The 19,863-nt window shown below is 54.6% G+C and carries 23 protein-coding genes and 6 pseudogenes; 11 read left to right on the forward strand and 18 right to left on the reverse strand.

What is annotated here, in order from left to right; all coding sequences use genetic code 11:
• Positions 1-39 precede the first annotated feature (39 nt).
• Complete coding sequence (locus AC07O1_RS06265) at positions 40-777, reverse strand: alpha/beta fold hydrolase (RefSeq protein WP_495088390.1); 738 nt, start codon at positions 775-777, stop codon at positions 40-42.
• A gap of 302 nt (positions 778-1,079) precedes the next feature.
• On the opposite strand from AC07O1_RS06265, the gene AC07O1_RS06270 reads away from it, so the two are divergent.
• The 4 genes from AC07O1_RS06270 to AC07O1_RS06285 all read left to right on the forward strand — a co-directional run bounded on the left by AC07O1_RS06270 (position 1,080) and on the right by AC07O1_RS06285 (position 5,274).
• The gene (locus tag AC07O1_RS06270; RefSeq protein WP_495023795.1) at positions 1,080-1,703 is read left to right on the forward strand and encodes a DJ-1/PfpI family protein; all 624 of its coding nucleotides are present in this window, start codon (positions 1,080-1,082) and stop codon (positions 1,701-1,703) included.
• Between the two features lie 44 nt (positions 1,704-1,747).
• Complete coding sequence (locus AC07O1_RS06275; RefSeq protein ID WP_140678626.1) at positions 1,748-2,293, forward strand: cysteine hydrolase family protein; 546 nt, start codon at positions 1,748-1,750, stop codon at positions 2,291-2,293.
• Positions 2,294-2,325: 32 nt separating this feature from the next.
• Positions 2,326-3,006 (forward strand): glutathione S-transferase family protein, encoded by a 681-nt coding sequence (locus AC07O1_RS06280; protein ID WP_495088241.1) that lies wholly within the window; start codon positions 2,326-2,328, stop codon positions 3,004-3,006.
• 195 nt (positions 3,007-3,201) lie between these two features.
• Complete coding sequence (locus AC07O1_RS06285; protein WP_495012338.1) at positions 3,202-5,274, forward strand: 2Fe-2S iron-sulfur cluster-binding protein; 2,073 nt, start codon at positions 3,202-3,204, stop codon at positions 5,272-5,274.
• Positions 5,275-5,292: 18 nt separating this feature from the next.
• On the opposite strand, the gene grxC is transcribed toward AC07O1_RS06285, so the two are convergent.
• From grxC to AC07O1_RS06325, 8 genes and pseudogenes are all read right to left on the reverse strand, one after another.
• Positions 5,293-5,556, reverse strand: coding sequence for a glutaredoxin 3 (gene grxC / locus AC07O1_RS06290; RefSeq protein WP_495088242.1), 264 nt, complete (start codon positions 5,554-5,556; stop codon positions 5,293-5,295).
• Between the two features lie 30 nt (positions 5,557-5,586).
• On the reverse strand, positions 5,587-6,249 hold the full coding sequence (locus AC07O1_RS06295; RefSeq protein WP_110750121.1) for a carbonic anhydrase: 663 nt from the start codon (positions 6,247-6,249) through the stop codon (positions 5,587-5,589).
• A 53-nt stretch (positions 6,250-6,302) separates the two neighbouring features.
• Positions 6,303-6,434 (reverse strand): DUF2790 domain-containing protein, encoded by a 132-nt coding sequence (locus AC07O1_RS06300; protein WP_495088243.1) that lies wholly within the window; start codon positions 6,432-6,434, stop codon positions 6,303-6,305.
• Between the two features lie 205 nt (positions 6,435-6,639).
• On the reverse strand, positions 6,640-7,107 hold the full coding sequence (cynS, locus tag AC07O1_RS06305) for a cyanase (RefSeq protein ID WP_495012341.1): 468 nt from the start codon (positions 7,105-7,107) through the stop codon (positions 6,640-6,642).
• 128 nt (positions 7,108-7,235) lie between these two features.
• Positions 7,236-7,788: pseudogene (wrbA, locus tag AC07O1_RS06310) on the reverse strand (NAD(P)H:quinone oxidoreductase).
• Positions 7,789-7,832: 44 nt separating this feature from the next.
• The gene (locus AC07O1_RS06315) at positions 7,833-8,309 is read right to left on the reverse strand and encodes a nuclear transport factor 2 family protein (RefSeq protein WP_214383422.1); all 477 of its coding nucleotides are present in this window, start codon (positions 8,307-8,309) and stop codon (positions 7,833-7,835) included.
• Between the two features lie 68 nt (positions 8,310-8,377).
• Positions 8,378-9,010 (reverse strand): carbonic anhydrase, encoded by a 633-nt coding sequence (locus AC07O1_RS06320; protein ID WP_495088244.1) that lies wholly within the window; start codon positions 9,008-9,010, stop codon positions 8,378-8,380.
• Between the two features lie 196 nt (positions 9,011-9,206).
• Positions 9,207-9,365 carry a hypothetical protein gene (locus AC07O1_RS06325; protein ID WP_495023793.1) on the reverse strand — a complete coding sequence of 53 codons (159 nt, stop codon included), beginning with the start codon at positions 9,363-9,365 and terminating at the stop codon, positions 9,207-9,209.
• A gap of 315 nt (positions 9,366-9,680) precedes the next feature.
• On the opposite strand from AC07O1_RS06325, the gene AC07O1_RS06330 reads away from it, so the two are divergent.
• Together AC07O1_RS06330 and AC07O1_RS06335 are read left to right on the forward strand one after the other, a co-directional pair.
• On the forward strand, positions 9,681-9,881 hold the full coding sequence (locus tag AC07O1_RS06330) for a YbdD/YjiX family protein (protein ID WP_495088245.1): 201 nt from the start codon (positions 9,681-9,683) through the stop codon (positions 9,879-9,881).
• Positions 9,882-9,955: 74 nt separating this feature from the next.
• Positions 9,956-10,333, forward strand: a pseudogene (locus tag AC07O1_RS06335) (carboxymuconolactone decarboxylase family protein); the annotation flags it as partial.
• A 148-nt stretch (positions 10,334-10,481) separates the two neighbouring features.
• On the opposite strand, the gene AC07O1_RS06340 reads toward AC07O1_RS06335, so the two are convergent.
• The gene (locus tag AC07O1_RS06340) at positions 10,482-11,111 is read right to left on the reverse strand and encodes a LysE family translocator (RefSeq protein ID WP_495088246.1); all 630 of its coding nucleotides are present in this window, start codon (positions 11,109-11,111) and stop codon (positions 10,482-10,484) included.
• Between the two features lie 158 nt (positions 11,112-11,269).
• Here AC07O1_RS06340 and AC07O1_RS06345 point away from each other — a divergent pair.
• Positions 11,270-11,548, forward strand: a pseudogene (locus AC07O1_RS06345) (Lrp/AsnC family transcriptional regulator); the annotation flags it as partial.
• 235 nt (positions 11,549-11,783) lie between these two features.
• Here AC07O1_RS06345 and AC07O1_RS06350 read toward each other — a convergent pair.
• Complete coding sequence (locus tag AC07O1_RS06350; RefSeq protein WP_495088391.1) at positions 11,784-12,707, reverse strand: LysR family transcriptional regulator; 924 nt, start codon at positions 12,705-12,707, stop codon at positions 11,784-11,786.
• A gap of 105 nt (positions 12,708-12,812) precedes the next feature.
• Here AC07O1_RS06350 and AC07O1_RS06355 point away from each other — a divergent pair, with 105 nt between their 5' ends.
• Entirely contained in the window at positions 12,813-13,565 is a 753-nt protein-coding gene (locus tag AC07O1_RS06355) for an SDR family NAD(P)-dependent oxidoreductase (RefSeq protein ID WP_495088247.1), read from the forward strand.
• Between the two features lie 49 nt (positions 13,566-13,614).
• Here the strand turns inward: AC07O1_RS06355 and AC07O1_RS06360 are convergent.
• A pseudogene (locus AC07O1_RS06360) lies at positions 13,615-13,749 on the reverse strand (site-specific integrase); the annotation flags it as partial.
• A 342-nt stretch (positions 13,750-14,091) separates the two neighbouring features.
• A complete protein-coding gene (locus AC07O1_RS06365) occupies positions 14,092-14,445 on the reverse strand; it encodes a helix-turn-helix domain-containing protein (protein WP_495088398.1) in 354 nt (117 codons plus the stop codon).
• Between AC07O1_RS06365 and AC07O1_RS06370 the strand changes: the two genes are divergently transcribed.
• On the forward strand, positions 14,420-14,494 hold the full coding sequence (locus AC07O1_RS06370) for a hypothetical protein (protein WP_495023836.1): 75 nt from the start codon (positions 14,420-14,422) through the stop codon (positions 14,492-14,494). The two genes, AC07O1_RS06365 and AC07O1_RS06370, sit on opposite strands and share 26 nt — an antisense overlap.
• Before the next feature lie 488 nt (positions 14,495-14,982).
• Here the strand turns inward: AC07O1_RS06370 and AC07O1_RS06375 are convergent.
• From AC07O1_RS06375 to AC07O1_RS06385, 3 genes and pseudogenes are all read right to left on the reverse strand, one after another.
• Positions 14,983-15,207: pseudogene (locus tag AC07O1_RS06375) on the reverse strand (LysR substrate-binding domain-containing protein); the annotation flags it as partial.
• 80 nt (positions 15,208-15,287) lie between these two features.
• Positions 15,288-15,710, reverse strand: a complete 423-nt coding sequence (locus tag AC07O1_RS06380) for a PA0061/PA0062 family lipoprotein (protein WP_495088248.1) — start codon at positions 15,708-15,710, stop codon at positions 15,288-15,290.
• 40 nt (positions 15,711-15,750) lie between these two features.
• Positions 15,751-15,864 (reverse strand): annotated as a pseudogene (locus tag AC07O1_RS06385) (PA0061/PA0062 family lipoprotein); the annotation flags it as partial.
• Positions 15,865-16,189: 325 nt separating this feature from the next.
• Here AC07O1_RS06385 and AC07O1_RS06390 point away from each other — a divergent pair.
• Positions 16,190-16,594: an antitoxin Xre-like helix-turn-helix domain-containing protein gene (locus tag AC07O1_RS06390; protein ID WP_495012357.1), complete on the forward strand. Its 405-nt coding sequence runs from the start codon at positions 16,190-16,192 to the stop codon at positions 16,592-16,594.
• Positions 16,588-17,280: an RES family NAD+ phosphorylase gene (locus AC07O1_RS06395; RefSeq protein ID WP_495088249.1), complete on the forward strand. Its 693-nt coding sequence runs from the start codon at positions 16,588-16,590 to the stop codon at positions 17,278-17,280. Before AC07O1_RS06390 ends, AC07O1_RS06395 begins: the two co-directional genes overlap by 7 nt.
• A 176-nt stretch (positions 17,281-17,456) precedes the next feature.
• Here the strand turns inward: AC07O1_RS06395 and AC07O1_RS06400 are convergent, their stop codons facing one another.
• The gene (locus tag AC07O1_RS06400; protein WP_427632182.1) at positions 17,457-17,657 is read right to left on the reverse strand and encodes a YbdD/YjiX family protein; all 201 of its coding nucleotides are present in this window, start codon (positions 17,655-17,657) and stop codon (positions 17,457-17,459) included.
• 14 nt (positions 17,658-17,671) lie between these two features.
• Positions 17,672-19,729, reverse strand: a complete 2,058-nt coding sequence (locus AC07O1_RS06405; RefSeq protein ID WP_494991573.1) for a carbon starvation CstA family protein — start codon at positions 19,727-19,729, stop codon at positions 17,672-17,674.
• Between the last annotated feature and the right edge of the window lie 134 nt (positions 19,730-19,863).

Here is a 19,863-nt window from a genome sequence, read left to right on the forward strand (position 1 = left end):
GCTTGCAGCGCACGCAACAGCGGAGGTCACTGCTAGTCATTACTTAGCAGTGGCAGCTGTTTCAATCAGGCTGGCAACGACTTTCGGATTGGACACCATCACCACATGGGACGCGCCTTTGACTACGACAGTCTTCTTGGCGTGTGCCCGCTCAGCCATGAACACCTGGGCTTGCGCAGGGATGTTCTTGTCCTTGTCGCCATAGACGAAATACGACGGAACGGTTTTCCAGGCGGGTTCGCTCGAGGCTTCATTTAGCGCAGCTACGGTCACGGGACGTTGGGTCGCTGCCATCAATTTTGCGTCAGCATTCGGCACATCGGCGGCGAACTGATCGTGGAACTTGTCCTGCTGGATGAACAGATCCTTTCCACCATCGGCCAATTCAACCGGTGGAGCCAGGGTTTGCCCCAAGGTATTACCCGGGAAACGACCCGCCAGGTCGGCGGTGGATTCACCGGCTTCAGGCGCGATAGCCGCGACGTAAACCAGCGCCTTGACGTTGGCATTGCCGTAGGCGGCTGCGCTGATTACCGGGCCACCGTAGGAGTGACCAACCAGTACCACAGGGGTTTTGATGCTTTTCAGTACATCAGCCACCGATTGCGCATCGCCTTTGAGGCTGCGCAGCGGGTTGGAAGCCGCAATCACCGGGTAGCCGTCTTTTTCCAGAATCTTGACCACGCCGTTCCAGCTGCTGGAGTCGGCGAAGGCGCCGTGCACCAGCACAACCGTTGGTTTAACGGGGGCCGCCAGCGCAGCAGTGGCGCTGGCCATGGCTGTGGCAAGGCCCAGTCCTGCGAATAACTTGTTCATCGGGTGTTCCTGTACGGGGTGGGAGGAGTGAAGCGACAGGGCCATTTGAACCGGATGCTGTGTCTCGCATGTGTCTGACTTGCCCGCCCGGCGCATGGAAATATGTCTGAAATCGCCTGAGCTACAAACGGATACAAGCGCCGTTCGGGCATTTCAGTGAGCGAAATAGTGGATTGTATTTTGTGGTCGTTCTCTACATCGCGGTTAAGGCGGAGCATAAGCACACACACTCTTCCATGCTGTACAGCAGAGGCTCATGACCGATGAAACGCGTGCTTATGTTACTGGCCAACGGCGTAGAGCCTCTGGAAATGGCCGCTTTTACCGATGTGCTTGGCTGGGCCAACCTGCTGGGTGATCACCCTGTGGAACTGGTCAACGCCGGCCTTCGCAGAAAGATCGTGACCACCTTCGGTCTCACGCTCAATCCGAGTTTTTTATTGAGCGATCTGGACGTGAGCAGCTTCGATGCCTTGGCACTGCCGGGTGGTTTTGAACCGTCGGGTTTTTACGAGGAAGCCTTGAGCGAACCCTTCCTGGCGACCATCCGGCATTTCGTCGAAGCCGGTAAACCCGTTGCCAGCGTTTGCGTGTCTTCCGTTTGCCTGGGTGTGGCCGGCGTGCTGCGTGACAGGAACGCCACGACCTACCACCAGGAGGGCGGCAAGCGGAAAAACCAACTGTTGGAAACCGGTGCACGCTTTGTCGATCGCCCCGTGGTTGTCGATGACCAGATCATCACTTCAAGCGGGCCGGGCACTGCCACCGAAGTTGCATTCGTACTGCTCGAAAAAATAACGAGCGTCGAAAATGCCGCTTTTATCCGCAAGAAGATGCGCTTCGCCACCCCCGACCGTGATTGGTACGAAACGCCGCAAGTGCCCTGAAATGATCCACCCACTCCGAATCGACTTTTTACCAAGGTAACCATATGACTAACACAGCACTCATCGTCGTTGATATTCAGAACGACTATTTTTCCGGCGGCAAATGGGAACTCAACGCTACTGACTCGGCCGCTGACAATGCGGCTCGTGTGATTGGAGCAGCACGTGAGCGGGGTGACTTGGTCATCCATATCCGTCACGAGACTTTAGCCCCTAATGCACCGTTTTTTGTTCCAGGATCCGACGGCGCGCAATTGCACGAGAAGGTGCGCAATCTTGGGGACGAGTTGGTCATCGTCAAACACTTCATGAACCCATACCGCGAAACGGAACTGCTCGAAGTGCTTGAACACAACGAGATTGAACGGGTCACCGTGGTCGGCAACATGAGCCACATGTGCATCGATGCTGTCACCCGCGCGTCTGACGACTTCGGGTTTGAGGCGACAGTTATTCACGATGCCTGTACGACCCACGACCTGGAATTCAACGACGTCAAGGTTCCTGCACATCTGGTGCATGCGGCGTTCATGGCCGCTTTGAAGTTCGGGTACGCCGAAGTGCTGAGCACTGACGAGTATGTGGCCTAGGTTTTAATTCTGCTGCCGAAAAAGGTAACCCAATGTTCAATCTTTCCAATGCTGTCGATTACTACTACTGGCCAACCCCCAACGGGCAGAAGGTCGCCATTTTTCTTGAGGAATCGGAACATCCCTACGTCGCGCATCCCGTCAATATCAGCAATGGTGAGCAATTTTCCACTGAGTTCACCCGAATTTCACCCAATCAGCGCATTCCAGCGATAGTCGACAGAGAGACTGGTGTATCGGTCTTTGAGTCAGGGGCGATTTTGTTGTACCTGGCTCAGCGCCGCGGGCAATTCATCCCCGCCGATGCGAAAGGGGCGGCTGAAGTCATGCAGTGGCTGTTCTGGCAAGCGGCGAACCTGGGGCCGATATTGGGACAGGCAGTGTTCTTCCTTAATTACGCCTCTGAACATGTGCCGCTCGCCGTGGCACGGTTCAGTAAAGAGACCGAACGTTTGTATGGCGTTCTGGAGCAGCAATTGAGCGAACGACCTTACGTCGCCGGCGAGTACTCCATTGCCGATATGGCGATCTATCCTTGGATGCTGCAACATGACAAGCAAGGAATGACGCTCGATGGTTATCCTAACGTCGCCGCTTGGCTAGAAAAAATCAGCATGCGCCCAGCAGTGGTTCGGGCCTACGCTAAAGGGGAGCAAATTCGTCCATCTGGTCAAACTGATCAAGACAGAAAAAAGCTTTATGGGCTTCCATAGCGGGGTCGCTACCCACTTAGGCGATTCCAGGTTGCTCGAAGTGCGTGCAGGGTCTGTCTCGAGCTTCATGAGGTTGCAAAGCGCAGAGTTGATGATCACCGGCAACTGCGTATTAGACCCCGCTGCCGGGGATTCAACCATTCCTCGCCGGGCGGCGGGTGAAGGGCACCTGTTTACGAATGCGTAGAGGTGATCATGAATCAGTCGGACGCGCCAGGAGCATCCCCTTGGCATGCGGGTGAGCGTGAGTTGCAGGAAAGCGTCGGCGTCGCCGATCAAATGGAGATATTTGGACGCAAGGTCGTACGTGACTACATGCCTGATCAGCATCGATTGTTTTACAACCAGTTGCCTTACCTGGTGGTGGGCGCGGTCGATGAACAAGGGATGCCTTGGGCCACGTTGATCGAAGGCCCCCCTGGCTTCATCCATTCACCCGATCCGCGTGTGCTGCAACTCGACCGCCTGCCCGCCGAGGGTGATCCAGTTAGGGCGGCCCTTAAGCAAGGCGCTGCGGTGGGACTGCTGGGCATTGACCTGAAGACCCGAAGGCGCAATCGCATGAACGGCAACATCAGCACCGCCTCGTCAGGCGGTTTTACCGTTTCTGTGGTGCACACTTTCGGCAACTGCCCGCAATACATTCAGTTGCGAGGCGTTGAGCCGGTCAGCCTTGGCCAAGCCTCAGCAAACGTAGCGGCCGAATGTCTCAGCGAACTGGATGAAGCCGCGAAGTCGACCATCAGCAAGGCCGATACCTTTTTCCTCGCCAGCTACGTCGATCTGGATGGCGATGCATCCCGGCGCTCGGTGGACGTTTCTCACCGGGGAGGCAATTCAGGTTTCGTCAGGATCGAAGGCAACGTGCTGACGATTCCCGATTTCGCTGGCAACCTGCACTTCAACACCTTGGGTAATTTCCTGCTCAACCCGCGAGCAGGGCTGGTGTTCATCGATTTTGAAACAGGCGACATGCTGCAAGTCAGCGGGCGTACCGAGATCATTCTCGAGGGGCCGGAGATTGCCGCCTTTCAGGGGGCTGAGCGGCTCTGGACACTGACCGTGGAACAGGTGGTTCGACGTCAGGCTGTGTTGGCCCTACGTTGGCGGTTTGAAGGTTTTTCGCCTAACAGCCTGATGACGGGCAGTTGGGAGCAAGCTGAGGGCCGATTGCAAGCCGATAACCTGCGTGATCAATGGCGACCGCTGAGGGTGACGCGGATCGTTGACGAGAGCAGCTCCATTCGCTCCTTCTATTTTGAACCGGCCGATGGCGCGGGCATACCGCGGTTTGAGGCTGGCCAACATCTGCCGGTGCGCTTTTGCCTTGCTGAAGGACAGGCGCCTCTGGTCAGAACCTACAGCCTGTCGAGTGCGCCGTCGGACAGTTTTTTCCGCATCAGCGTCAAGCGTGACGGACTCATCTCGTCGCATCTGCACGACCGCGTTAAGGTAGGGGATCTGGTTGAAGCCCGTGCCCCTCAAGGGCGCTTCACGGTGCAAGCCGATGAATATCGACCGTTGGTTTTGCTGGCCGCGGGCGTGGGCGTGACGCCACTGTTGTCGATGCTGCGTGAAGTGATTTATGAAGGCGAACGTATCCGTCGCACTCGACCGACCTGGTTCATCCAAAGTGCGCGCAGCCTGAGTGAACTCGGGTTTCGCGATGAGCTGTACGAACTGGCGACCCGTGCCAAGGATAAAGTTCGTGCGCTGCGTCTGCTCAGTCAGCCGGAAACTCATGCTCGCGTTGGTGAGGATTTTGAAGTGGCGGGGCGTGTGGATGTCGAACTGCTCAAGGCATTGCTGCCCCTGGACGATTACGACTTTTACCTGTGTGGCCCTGGTGCTTTTACCCAGGCGCTGTACGACGGCCTGCGTCAGTTGCGTATTGGCGATGATCGTATTCACGCGGAGACTTTCGGTCCTTCGACCCTGGTTCGCCAACGGGATCATTTAACCCCGGCGGTCGAGCAGATACCCGCGGCAAGCAGCCCGGTCAAAGTGCTGTTTTCGGCATCGGCGAAGGAAGCTCGTTGGGAGCCGGGTGGCGGGAGTTTACTGGAACTGGCCGAGAGCCGTGGCCTGAACCCGGACTTCAGTTGCCGGGGCGGATCGTGCGGTACATGCAGGACCCGATTGGTCAGTGGCCAAGTGCATTATCTGAACCTGCCGGCTGAGATGCCGGCCGAAGGGGAAGTACTGATTTGCTGTGCGGTGCCAGCGCAAGCCAAGGAGGGCGACGCCCCCCTGGTGCTGGATTTGTGAACTGGCCGTCATAGGTGCTCATCCCGCCATGCGCGGGTTGAGTACCTGGTCGATGCCGCCTTCGCTTTCAAGTTGAGCCAAGTCATCGAAGCCGCCAACGTGCCAGTTGCCGAAAAAGATCTGCGGGACGGTATGGCGACCGCTTCGGCTGATCATTTCGTTCTTCACGTCGACTGAGCGCACATCGATTTCCTTGTACGCAACCCCTTTGGCATCGAGCAACCGCTTGGCATTACGGCAGTAGGGGCAGGTCGTGGTGGTGTACATAGTGACTTCAAGCATGTTGAGTGCTCCTGAAAATTAGAGGCTGATTTAGGCAACAGCTTTTGCTGGACGGGCATGAACGGCAACGGTGTTCGGATGCTTGACCAGTGACTTGAAGGTCTTGTTGTCGGCGTCCAGGGCGTCGATTGAACCGGTGCCGATGTCGTAGACCCAGCCATGCAGATTCACCAGACCTTTTTCCTGAGCCAGGCGCACGCTTGGATGAGTCTGAATGTTGGCCAGTTGGGCGATGACGTTCTCACGCACCATGGAACTGACTTTGGCGGCTTCACTGGCGTGAGGACGCGATTCGTTGATGACTTTCGCCGACTCGGCATGTTGCAACCAGCCGGCGACCGCAGGCAAGTGATCCATACACTTGCACTTGGCGACAGCGGTCATGGCACCGCAATCAGAATGGCCGCAGATCACGATATCGGTCACGCCCAGTACGGCGACGGCGTATTCGACCGTGGCAGACACACCACCGGAATGCGGGCTGTAGGACGGCACGATGTTGCCAGCGTTACGGATCACGAACAGTTCGCCAGGCTCTTGCTGCGTCAGCAGTTCCGGTACAACACGGCTGTCGGAGCAGGTGATGAACAACGTGCCTGGATGTTGCGTGGTGGCCAAGTGTTTGAACAGGTCAGTGCGTTGCGGAAATGCTTCTTTTTGGAACTTCAAAAAACCTTCGATGAGCGCTTTCATGATGTTTACCTTTCATTGAGTGTTGAGTGAGTGACAATTAGTTGGTGCAGCCGCTACCGATACACGCTGTATTCCAGGATGTGGGTTTCACCGTGCGAATCGCGGTAAGTCATTTGCACTGGCGTCGGGCCACAGACATCAGCCGTCGGGGTGATGTGAATGACTTTGGCGATATCCAAGTGCATGCCATACGCATATGGAACGGCCTCAGGTGCTACCACAGCTTCCTGTGCGTAGGCTGACAGCGAAGCCGTCAGGGACAGGGCGAGAAACAGAATTTTTTCATGACGAATCCTCCATTCAAATGTGGTGATTGATCGAAAAGGGTTTAGAAATTTTTTGAAGCAGGCCCGCAAGGCTGCGGGCCGATTTACAGGTCCGGTTGCATCCTTAGAAAGGACGCAGTGGCAGGAACTTGCCGTCGAGGGTGATCACTGCACGGTGGCCGCCTTCCGGGTCTTCGACTTTCTTCATGTCGAGCTTGAAGTTGATCGCGCTGATGATGCCGTCGCCGAACTGCTCGTGAACCAGGGCTTTCAAGGTGGTGCCGTAGATCTGGATCATTTCGTAGAAGCGGTAGATGGTCGGATCCGTTGGAACACCCGACAGGCTGCCGCGCAGTGGGATGATTTGCAGACCGGCGACCGAGTCGGCGTCCAGGTCCAGTTTTTCGCCGATCACTTTGGCAGCGGCTTCAGGCAGTGGATGCTGGCCGAGCAGGGCGGCAGTGACATAAGCCAGACCGAGGCCGGTGCCTTGAGCCATGTCTTCGAAGGACAGGTTTTTGCGCGCCTTGGCGTCGAGGATTTTCGCGGTCAGCTCGAGGCTGGTGTCGTTGTAAGCGTGGGACTGTTGCATGGTGTTTCTCCTATCGGGTTTGCTTGTTGGCTGTTTGCCGGGTTGGTGTTGCTTGGGTGTGAAGCAATCTTCTGCCGTTTGCTCGATAGCGTCCAAGACCGATATACAATCCTGCGCATAAGTCGTTCCTATAGATGCAGGTCGGAGCGTTCATGAATTTGGCGGGATCCATCAGCACCTGAAATGGTGGATGCCCCATAGGGGGTACCGCCGCCTGGTTGCGATACATCGAATAAGGCTGGATCGGAATAACCGATAGGCACAATGACCATGCCGTGATGAGCAAGTGTCGTCCACGTCTAGGTGATGGTCATCTCTTGGCCACCGCCAGTACCCGTTGATGTAAATACACTTGCGGCCTTGCCAACCAGTGCTCCGCTAGCCCACAGGCCGCCAGTCTGATCGAGGAAGTTGCGCATCTGTCCTTACATGTTGCCAAAGCGGGTAGGCGTGCCAATTATGATGGCGTCATAGCCAGACAATTCAGCAGGGTTTGCCACTGGAGCCGCCTGGTCAGTTTTGCCATGTGCAGCTTTGAATGCCTCAGGATCCATGGTTTCAGGAACACGCTTTACCGTGACTTCACCCCCCCGGGACGCTGCTAGCACCCTGAGCTACATGCTGCGCCATCATTTCGATATGGCCGTACATCGAATGATAGAGAACCAGAATCTTGACCATCTTCACTTCCTCGTTTCGCTACATCATCTGTCGAACGCCGGTTGTTACAGGCCTAAATCAGAAAGACCTGGATGATCGTCAGGGCGACGGCCTAACGGCCAACGAAATTTTCGCTCCGACTCTTTGATTGGCATGTCATTGACGCAGGCAAACCGATGAGCCATCAGTCCGTTTTCAGCAAACTCCCAATTCTCGTTTCCGTATGAGCGATACCAATTACCGGAGTCATCGTGCCATTCGTAGGCGTAACGTACCGCGATGCGGTTATCGGTAAATGCCCACAGCTCTTTGATCAGTCGATAGTCCAGTTCTTTGTTCCATTTTCGGGTCAGGAATGCTGCGGCTTCAGCCCTGTTTACTGCGAAGTCGACTCGATTTCGCCATTTGGTATCAGTTGTGTAAGCCAGTGAAACTTTTTCTGCATCGCGGGAGTTCCAGCCATCCTCTGCAAGCCGGACTTTGAGAATTGCCGACTCACGATCGAAAGGGGGTAGTGGGGGACGGGTTTCAGATTCAGCCATGATTTTCACTCCAAACGTGTGGGGACATCGTGGTCAAGCAGGCAATGTGCTTAGGGAGCAGGTGAGGCCTATGCCGTTGTTTCCGGAAACTCCGCCAATGGAACGAATTTGTTGGTTCTGCCATCGAGCGCGACGATGGACCCTGTTTCGATGTCATAGACCCAACCATGCAGATTCAGCTTTTTCTGTTCCAGAGCCAATCTGACGCTGGGGTGGGTTTTCAGGTTGGAGAGCTGAGCGATAACATTTTCCCGAACCATTGAGCTGACACGTTCTTTGTCGGATGCGTGGGTACGGGTCGCGTTCATTACCTTCGCCGACTCCGCATAGCTCATCCAGGCCGCCACTGCCGGTAAATGATTCAATGATTTGCCACTGGAAACCGCCGTCACTGCTCCGCAATCCGAGTGACCGCAAATGACGATGTCATGGACCTCGAGTACCGCAACGGCATACTCGACAGAGGCGGTGACACCACCCGGTTGTGGACCATAGGATGGAACTATGTTCCCAGCGTTGCGTATAACGAATAGCTCTCCGGGCTCTTGCTGTGTGAGCAACTCCGGAATGACTCTACTATCGGAGCACGTGATAAATAACGTTTTTGGATTTTGGGTAGTGGCGAGATATTTGAAAAGGTCCGTTCGCTGCGGAAAAATTTCTTTTTGAAACTTGATGAAACCTTCGATGAGTTCTTTCATGTGCAAGTTCCGGCGTTAAGTGTCTGGGTGAAATTGCGAAGACCAATGTTAGAGGTCTTGCTAAATATCGTCCAAGAATAAGAGGGAGCAATGATTTATTTATTATATGGGATAAGTCTAATGCTGCTGAGCTTTCATGCTATCTATGTAAGGCTGGAAGGTGAGTCGTGACTTCGCTCATCAATTACTGCAATAATTAGGCTTGGTTAACCTGAATTATTGACGGAAATTTTAAGCCGCTTTTTTTTGCACTTATTTCGAGCAATGTTCCACTTTTTTCGCTCAAATAATCAGCAATGCGGGAGCGTAACCAACGCTCGCCTGGATCGTTGTCCAGCGTGGCGATCCATGACATGGATAGATCGAGGGGCGGGAGACTCATCGGAACGGGGTCCGCGCGTAGACCACCTTACATCGTCAAGAAGGGTGAGCCGCTGGTTAACTTGCAGAAATAGGCTGCACTTGCCGGCTGCTTGGAAAACATGATTTCCGGGCAGACGGCCCGAATTAAATAGCGCCGCTTACCTACTGGCCCGTTGTTCGCCTTAGCGTTAACTGACAACGTGACGCGCGATTCTGGACGTACTTAGAAATAGAAAAGCTCAGACACATTCCAGATATATAACTGCGGTTTGATGCATCAGTCCCCCTCCAAACAGAGAGAGTTGTTTTGTTCAGCAGATTGCAGACCGCGCTGAAGTCGGTGAGCCAGAGCGCGCGATTGATGGTAGGTGTACCCAATTACGACAATTATGTGGCCCAAATGGGTATCAACCATCCGGACCAGCCGGTAATGACGTATTCGGAACTCTTTCGCGAGCGTCAGGAAGCTCGCTACGGCAATGGAAAATGTACAACGCGCTGCTGCTGACCATTCATTCGGAGCGTTGAAGCAAAAAGTTGTTTCGCCACAAGATTCTGATGGCGATCGCTTTGAGCGAAAAAGTAGCTGAACGTGAAGTCGTGCAGCTGATTGCTGCGACCAATCACGGTTGTGATTTCTGCGTAGCGGGTCACACCGCGGTAGCGTTGAACAAGGCGAAGTTGTCTGATGAAGTGGTCGGCGCACTGCGCGGACAAACAGCCATACCGGAGGTGAAGCTTGAAGCCTTGGCAGCCTTCGCCCGCGAAGTTATCGCGACGCGCGGTAACGTCAGTGAACAAACCTACAACGCTTTCAAAACTGCGGGCTACACAGAGGGAAATGCCTTGGAAGTAATCCTTGGAGTGAGCCTGGCAACCCTGTGCAACTTTGCCAATGTCTTCGCTAAAACCCCTCTCAATCCGGAGCTTAGCCGTTACAGCTGGCAGTCGGATAAATAATCCAAAATCTGGCAACTGGATCGCCTGTCTGGGCAGGTTAGCCCAATTGATAGTCGCCCCAGTGGTCAATGCAGCAATTTCGCGCCGGTATCGGCGCGAATGTGCTGGTACCGCAGTAGCCAATGAAAAAGCTCTTCACAATTGGGTTTCAGGCTTGCTGTACCAGTGCCAGCCTTACGGAGAATCCTATGAGAAGAGTACCGAATAGCCATTGCTGAATGCGTTGCGCCAGCGCGCTTCGTTCCATCCAGCGGCCTACCCATGCGCTGGCGGTTGCAAAAATACTGTCGAACAGAAGCCCTGTAATTACGAGGACGATACCTAACACGGCAAATTGCTCCCATACGGAGGAGCGATTGGGGTCAATGAATTGTGGTAGCAATATTGAGCTGAACAGTAACGCTTTCGGATTGAGCAGATTAGTCAGAAGACCACGCCGGAAAGCTGCCTTCAAAGATGGCGATGCAACGGGATTCTCAACAGCTGTTGGTGAGCTTGCGCCACTGCTTTTAAACATTTGTAACCCTATCCAGAGTAGATAAGCAGCGCCTGCGTATTTAACGACGTCAAATGTCCAGGGAAGAACTTTGAACATCGTTGCCAGCCCCAAGGCGGTCAATGTGACGTGGCAGGCACGCGCAAATGCCAAACCCAGTGCGGTTGCCAATGCGGCCGTTCTGCCTTGTTTTGCGCCGGTTTGCAGCAGCAGGATCATGTCCGGGCCGGGCATTAAAAAGATCATTGAAAGGGCTAAGAGATACAGCGCTTTATCTTCCATTCTGAAGCAGCTCAGTGAGTGGTGAGGGAGATAAATTCTAGGTCCAAGGGGGAGGGCAGGTGGTTGCGTTTTGAACTCAATACTCGGGTTGTTTTGGCAGTTTATGCCGATGAAGTTTTATAAAAGGTTTGCCTATGCCAAATTTTCGAAATCCTCAAATAGAGCTCGATAGCTATGACAGAGGCATCCTGGCCGCCCTTCAACGAGACGGTCGACTGACTAACGTACAACTGGCAGAAGAGATCGGTCTCTCTCCCTCTACTTGTTTGCGGCGCGTGCGCAATCTGGAGGAGGCAGGAGTCATCCGCGGTTATCAGGCAACGCTCGATGCAGAGTCGGTGGGGTTGGGACTGACGGTGTTCGTTGGAGTAAAAGTCGAACGTCATCATGAGGTGGAGGCGGAAAAATTTCGAGTGACGGTTCTGGCGCTTCCAGAGGCTGAAGCTTCCTGGTGTCAGGGACAAAGCAGCCTTAGTAGCAGGTCATCGAAACTCCCGGCCCATAGGTGGCAAATTTTCCCAATCCAAATCGATACACTGCGCAGGCGTTTCAGCTAGGAGAGTGGTGAGGTCGAGCTTCACTCTTTCCGAATCTTGTTTGTGTTTTTTGGGCGTAGAGGTATCAGGGTTGGGGCGGAAATTTCGCTACGCTCTGTAATTCGCTAGTATTCGCCTAGGATCGATTAGTCAAACGCCAAGCCGGATCAGATAATTTGGCTATGAAAAAATCCGCTAGCACATCCACTTTGGCTGGCCGGGTGCGAGCGGTCGGCGTCACAAAATACAGTCCTCCCTCCTGCATGCTCCACTCTGGCAGTACCACTTGAAGTCTTCCATCGCGTAGATATTCACTTGCGACAAACTCTGGAAGCTCAGCTATCGCAATTCCTGCAAGTACGGCAGGGATTAAGGCGTCCACATTTGTGACGCGCAGAGAGCCATTGGGGGAGACGCTGACCTCATCCCCTGATTTATTGAGTAAGCGCCAGACGTCACTCTGGGCTCGATAGGCGTATCCCAAGCAATTTCGACCTACCAGATCATGAGGGTGTTTTGGGTGACCATGCTGTTCAAGGTATCTAGGAGACGCCACAAGATACCGAGCAACCCGGCTAATTCGTCGTGCTACTAGAGATGAGTCGGGTAATATTGCGATCCGCATCGCAGCATCAAAGCCTTCCCCAATGAGGTCGACTGACGCGTCGGACAAATGAAGATCGACTGACACTTCGGGATAAGCGAGAAGAAATTCCGGTAGAATCGGGGCAACCCAGCGGATGCCGTAAGTCATCGGTATCGCCAATCGCACGAGCCCTCTAGGTTGTGACGAAAGTTCGCGTGCAATACCCTCCGTCTCTTCCGCCTCTCGGTACAGGCGACTAGCGCTTTCCGCTATGCTGCGGCCAAATTCTGTGAGTGCGAGCTGTCGGGAGGTCCGATTTAAAAGACGGGCACCTAGCCTTTCTTCCAAGCGACCAACTCCTCGTGAAACCGTTGCGACGGAGACACCCATCACCCTCGCAGCAGCCGCAAAGGATCGCTCCTCAGCTACCTTTGCAAACATCGCTAATCCTTCAAAATCTGGCATCTTTGACATCGACATTTCTGCAATGATGGTTTGCAATCAATTCTATTTCGAAAGGCAGGGTTCGTCGATATTCTTTGGTCATGCGCTTTCTTGCGCCAACCTGAGGAACGTCAAATGTCACGCAAACTTGAAGGTAAAATCGCCATCGTCACCGGCGGTACCAGCGGCCTTGGATTGGCAACTGCCATTCGTTTCGCTAAGGAAGGTGCTCACGTTTACATCACTGGTCGGCGCAAACCTGAGCTTGATGCTGCTGTTTTGGCTGTCGGTAATGCAACCGGTGTTCAAGTCGACTCCTCCAAGCTGGATCAATTGGACGCGTTATACGCCCAGGTGAAAGAACAACACGGTCGTGTTGACGTTCTGTTCGTGAACGCTGGCGGCGGTGAAATGAGCAATCTGAAAGATGTCACTGAAGAGCATTTCGACGACACCTTCGGCCGAAATACCAAGGGCGTACTTTTTACGGTCCAAAAGGCGCTGCCACTGCTGTCCAAGGGAGCTTCCGTGATTCTCACGGGCTCTACCGCGGGTAGTGTTGGCACCCCAGATTTCAGTGTTTACGCCGCTTCGAAAGCAGCTGTAAGGTCCTTCGCCCGTAACTGGATCCTCGACTTGAAAGGTCAGGACATTCGCGTGAACACTCTCAGCCCTGGTCCGATCAAGACACCAGGCCTCGTAGGATTGGCAGGCCCAGACGCGGCACAGCAGCAAGGTCTGCTGGATCACTTTGCTTCATTGATTCCAATGGGCCGCGTTGGCGATCCAGATGAAGTCGCAAAGGTAGCAGTATTCCTGGCCTCTGATGATTCCAGCTTCGTGAACGGCAGCGAAGTATTTGTCGACGGCGGCATCGCCCAAATTTGATCCGGAACGTATTGGGAAAGTGTGAGCTTTCCCATTACTGATCAATCTATTGCCCACCGATGCGTTTGAACCGAGATTTGACCATGGGGCCGACCCAGTCCGCGGGCGGGTTAAGACAGAACTCCATGAATTGCTCAGCATCGGAGCGGCGCAGTTCCAGTAGCGGTTTGCGATCCACAGCTAGTGGCCAACTGCAGATATCTAGTACCTCGAATAGGTAGTTGACTGCTCTCGATGCCGAAGCGGACGGTACGCAGGTTGCAGAAAATAGGACTGCTGAAGAACAGTAATTATGGAAAACCAGGGAAGCGTTCCCGGTTTTCCATAATTACTAGCATGAATTTCTCAGAATTACTTCCGGGTAGTGCGGCTACAAAGCTGGAGGGAAGTTCCGCGCAGACACATAATTTAACATAATATACATTATGCGCACCTATGGATTTTCCTTGTGAGGCTCTTGCTCGATGCTTTTCACCAGGTGATCAGGCTGGCCAGGCCGAATTTCTCGCATGCGAGAAAAACGCCGTTACGAACATGACGATGGCCGCTGTGCTTCTGCCGCTGCATCGATACGGATTTTGGCGCGTGCAACAACGGCCATCGCTTGGACAATATAAGCGGCGTCACCGGTGTCGTAAGCATCAGCCAAAAAGACAGCTACGGTCTCTGAATCAATCAGCGAGTCCGCAGGATCATAATCATGAATCGACTCTGTCATTTGATCACCAGGGGAAAATATGAACCCTACATCAAGCTCTGAAAATAGACGCTGGATTGTCACCTGCCAAGACGCTGATGATGGAACTGGCGACCTGATCATACCTTTGCCTGACGATCTTCTGGCGGCCATCGGGTTGACCAGCGGTGACAAGCTGGACATGGAAAAACAACCGGACGGCACGATAACCCTGACGCCAGTTCGTTCTTAGGATTCATTAAGCCACTCAAAGACGACGGTCTACATGATCCCAGAGGAGAAAACCGTGAGTGAACAAAAGAAGTACGATGCCGAAACCTTGATCAACGTATTGATAGACCTGTATCTGGTATGTGGCGATATGGATGCTGATGTAGAGGTTTTGGATTAGATAATGGCTGCTATTCACGAAGAGCCTTTGCCGCATGAATCGCTGATTGCCCTACGAAAAATTAGCGATGAAAGCTGAGAATTTGGCACCCTGCCCTAATGTCATAGCATGTAAAGTTATAACTCAACTAAATGACTGTTTAGTTGAGTTAGTTCAAAGCGCTCCACGATCAGGAAGATCAGCTGTTACGCATACCCTCCTTTTACAGTCATGCTGACCCATTGCTGCGCGTGGTACCAAGCCAATGGCCGCATGAGCATCGGCGAGGTCATTAACCATTACAACGGACTAGTACTGAAGATGCTCCGCCGTAACCCTCCTCCATACTGTCAGTTAAAACCGGCCGCGAATCGCCCTCGCAGGTATTCGACAAAAACGGTTACGGCCCTCGGCACATGTGTGGAATAAGGACGCACCAGATAAATGTCCTCAGGGAAGGCGCCTACTATTTTCCACGTTGGCAGCACCTGCACCAATGTTCCGCTCTTCAGCCCAGCCTGAGCGCTGAAATCGGGCAAAAGCGCGATACCCAGATCCGTCAAAGCTGCATCACGCTACGCTTCGCTATATTTGTCCATCGTGCGAAACCGGCACCAAGAAAATCATCTACCAGAAAAACGACCGCTGATTCGCCTCACATCAGGCAATAGGACTCACGGTCTTCAGCGACGATCTCGCGCTTGGCGTTGTACAACCGGGCCTCGGGGGTGAAGGCTATCGAGCGGCCCTCGAGCACATAGCGTTGGCCAGCTTCGAAATGATCGTAGTGGATGGTCAGGTAGCATATGCGTTCGGAGGGGCCGTCCATCATGCTCGAGCCCCCGGAACCGGGTACTTCGAAGTCGAAGCGGACGATCAATTCATGGTTTCCGGGCGCGACCTCAAAAAAACGCCCGTCGACCAAGCGCTGCTTGTCCAGGCGCTCGGCCATCAGCAGTCTGTCGTTGGGGAATGGCGTAGAGAAGTCGACCCAGGCCATCTGAGGATTCGCCGCCGGCATCGGGGTCTGACAACCAGCAACAACACTGGCGGCGAGTAGCAGCATCAACGTGCGCATGATGAATGTCCCAAGGATTATGCATTCAGCATAACGCCGATCAGGTACGTTGGCAGCCAGCTGGTGTGCCTTGGCCAATGACTTTTCGCTGTTGATCGTAGAGTTTTGCCCAGGGCCGAAAACCGATGTTCCCCGCTTTGGCGATGCTGTAACGAAGTTAACTTCTCAACTGCTCAGCGCAGCGCCGATGCAGATACTGCAGGCGAAGCAAGTACCCCCAAACGCCCAGTAAGTTGCTAAGCAAAATCTGATCCGGTTAACGTCTGCTCCACGTCCAGACTTCAATCTCAGAGGGGCATTTTTCGCTCGCCGGAACATAGGCGACTTTTTCAACAGAATCGACCGTCTCCAGTCGTTCACTTTGGCTAGTCAACCTGGATAGGTTCAATCTGCACGATCTCCACTGGTCGAGGCAGCATTGATCTGTAGACGCTATTTGTCTATATTTGAGTCTATGGATTTATGATGAGGTATTGGACATGACAGTAATCCCCCAAGCACAAGGATTTACCAAGAGCCAGTGTGTTACTGGTCTGCGAGCAGCCGTAGGCATACTCGAAAAATGGGGTGCGTCCAGCGATCAGGCCTGCCGTATCCTGCGCATTTCTCGCAGCACGTACACACGCGCCAAGCAGCGCGATCCTGGCTGGTCCGTGGGCCTGGATTCAGACCAGATGCAGCGCATCAGTTTTGTTCTCAATATCCACGCCGCTCTGCGCCTCGTCTTTGATAACCCGGAAAACGTCTATGGTTTCCCGACGATGGCGAACGAAAACGAGTTTTTCAACGGGCGTACACCGCTCGATATTATGTCTCAGGGGGATATGATTTCTCTGTACGAGACGTTTCGGCGGATTGACGTGCTACGAGGCGCGCAATGGTGATGGTGAGCCAGCTGGCAGAGCTGGCCGGTGAGCCGTTGCAGGCCTACCGCCTGGTCAATTCGAAGTTTCCGCCTATTTCATTGTTTGATGACGTAGCGGACGCGGACGAGTTTGAGGTTCTGTATCAAATACAGGCTCTCACTAATCCGAGGCTGCTAAATGAGGTTGGACACCTTGAGTTGATTCCGCGAGGGGAGATCCCGTTCGGTATTCCTGGATGCTCTTACGCGACAGCGCCTTTTACCCACGTCAACCCGGCTGGTTCGCGATTCAGCGATGGTAGCTTTGGTGTGTTGTACCTGGCTGGCTCAATGGAAACGGCGCTGGCAGAGGTGCAGCATCACCAGAGTCTGTATTGGTCGAAAGTCCAGAGCCTCAACTATGAGCGGTTTGTTTTCCGCGGGTTATCCTGCTCCTTCGTGGACATAGCGATGAAGGATGCCGCATCCATCCCGATGACTGATCCTATCTACGCTCCTGACGATTACACGCATTCCCATCGCTTGGGGAAGGCTGTCAAGGATGCAGGGTGTCCCGGTCTTCGTTACAACTCCGTGCGTACGCCTGGCAACTACTGCTGGGCGCTGATGACCCCGAGACCAGTCTCATCAATTATTCAAACAGCCCATTACGAGATGATCTGGAGCGGTCAGATCACCAGCGTCAATAAAATCAGCGAAGCCTGACCGCGTTTTTGGGGGCGATATCAATTCAACGATGGGCCAGCGCCAGCTCAGGCCGAGAAAAACTTGTCGATTCCTCGTAGCGGTATTCAATGAAAAACCCGGCCTTATCAGCCGGGTTTTTTATGAGCGCGATTTGAGCGTTGCAGCGACTTCAGGATTGAACCCGGTGTCGACAATCAACAGCAGCGAGTCTGTCCATTGCCGCCTCCGTAACGGGCTTCCTGGCGTTCGCGGAAGAACGCCTCGTAGCTCATCACCGGCTTGTCCGGGTGTTTGGTTTGCATATGCTCGACGTAGGTGTCGTAGTCGGGCATGCCGACCATCAGGCGCGCGGCCTGACCGAGGTACTTACCGAGGCGACTCAGGTCATTGAACATGGTGCACTCCTTGATCAAGCGTCCGGCAAAGCCTGAAATGGCGCTTCTTTATCCGTCCGTTCTTTGCTGCCCCAGGCGGCGACACCGACCTTGAGCGCAAAGAACAGGATGCTGAATACCACGAGCAGGAACAGCGCCGTCAGTGTCGCATTGGTGTAGGCGTTGTAGATCACATGCTGCATCTGGGTGATGTCCTTGGCCGGGGCGAGGATCTGACCGTTGGCCAGCGCATCGCTGTACTTCCTGGCCAGCGCCAGGAAACCGATCGCCGGGTTGGCGTCGAACAGCTTGATGAAGCCTGCGGTGGTGGTGCAGATCAGCAGCCAGACTGCCGGCAGCAAGGTCACCCAGATGTAGCGCTGGCGTTTCATTTTGATCAGTACGACTGTCGCCAGCATCAGCGCGATACCGGCCAGCATCTGGTTGGAGATGCCGAACAGCGGCCACAAGGTGTTGATGCCGCCCAGTGGATCGATCACGCCTTGATACAGCAGGTAACCCCACATCGCCACGCAACCGGCGGTCGCGATCAGGTTGGCGGTCCAGGATTCCGTGCGCCGAAGAGCCGGAACGAAGGAACCGAGCAAGTCCTGCAACATGAAACGACCGGCACGGGTACCGGCGTCGACGGCAGTCAGGATGAACAGTGCCTCGAACAGGATCGCGAAGTGATACCAGAACGCCATGGTGTTTTCACCCGGCAGTACGTGGTGCAGGATCTGTGCGATACCGACCGCCAGGGTTGGCGCGCCGCCAGCACGGGCCAGAACCGTGGTTTCACCGATGTCCCTGGCCACTGTTTGCAGCGCTTCCGGGGTAATCGCAAAGCCCCAGCTGCTGACGGTCTGCGCCACTTGCATCACGTCACCGCCGACAAGCGCCGCCGGGCTGTTCATGGCGAAGTAGACGCCCGGCTCAATCACCGAAGCAGCCACCATGGCCATGATGGCCACGAAGGACTCCATCAGCATGCCGCCGTAACCGATGTAACGGGCATGGCCTTCACTTGCCAGTAGCTTGGGCGTAGTCCCGGAGGCAATCAGCGCGTGGAAACCAGACACCGCACCGCAAGCAATGGTGATAAACAGGAACGGGAACAGCCCGCCCTTCCATACCGGCCCGGTACCGTCGGTGAACTGGGTCAGTGCCGGCATTTTCAGCTCGGGCATGGTGATCAGAATGCCAATCGCCAGGGCCATGATGGTGCCGATCTTGAGGAACGTAGAGAGGTAGTCACGCGGCGCCAGAATCAGCCAGACCGGCAGTACCGCCGCGACGAAACCGTAGCCAATCAGCATCCAGGTGATCTGGATGCCGGTAAAGCTGAAGGCTTTGGCCCACACGGGATCGGCGGCAATCTGCCCGCCCAGCCAGATCGAACCCAACAACAGCAACACGCCGACGATGGAGATTTCACCGATGCGACCCGGGCGGATGTAGCGCATGTAGATGCCCATGAGCATCGCAATCGGGATGGTCGCCATCACCGTGAAAATGCCCCACGGGCTCTCGGCCAGGGCCTTGACCACGATCAGCGCCAGCACCGCGAGGATAATGATCATGATCAGGAAGCAGCCAAACAGCGCGATGATGCCGGGAATGCGGCCCATTTCTTCACGGACCATGTCGCCCAGGGAGCGGCCGTTGCGGCGGGTGGACATGAACAGAACCATGAAGTCCTGAACGGCACCGGCCAGCACCACGCCGGCGATCAGCCACAGCGTACCGGGCAGGTAGCCCATCTGCGCCGCCAATACCGGACCGACCAGCGGCCCCGCGCCAGCGATAGCCGCGAAGTGGTGACCGAAGAGCACGTGTTTGTTGGTCGGCACGTAGTCCAGACCATCGTTATTGACTACCGCGGGGGTGGCTCGACCGGGGTCCAGTTGCATCACCTTATTGGCGATGAACAGGCTGTAATAGCGGTAAGCGACGAGATAGATAGCGACTGCTGCGACTACGATCCAGAGGGCGTTGATGGCTTCGCCGCGGCGCAGGGCCACGACACTCAGCGCAAAAGCTCCCAGGACAGCCACGGCAAACCAGGCGAGGTGTTTAGCCAGTCGGGTCATTGCGAGTCTCCTGCCGACAGTCAGTGGACTGCGGCGGTAATTTTTATAATTGTGTCCGCTGTGCGGAGCTGGCCCAATATCCGCGCATGCCGTCTACAAATAAATCCGCAGAACTACGTACGCAGCGTCTACGT

The sequence above is a fragment of the Pseudomonas sp. GW821-FHT07G10 genome (assembly GCF_059418545.1).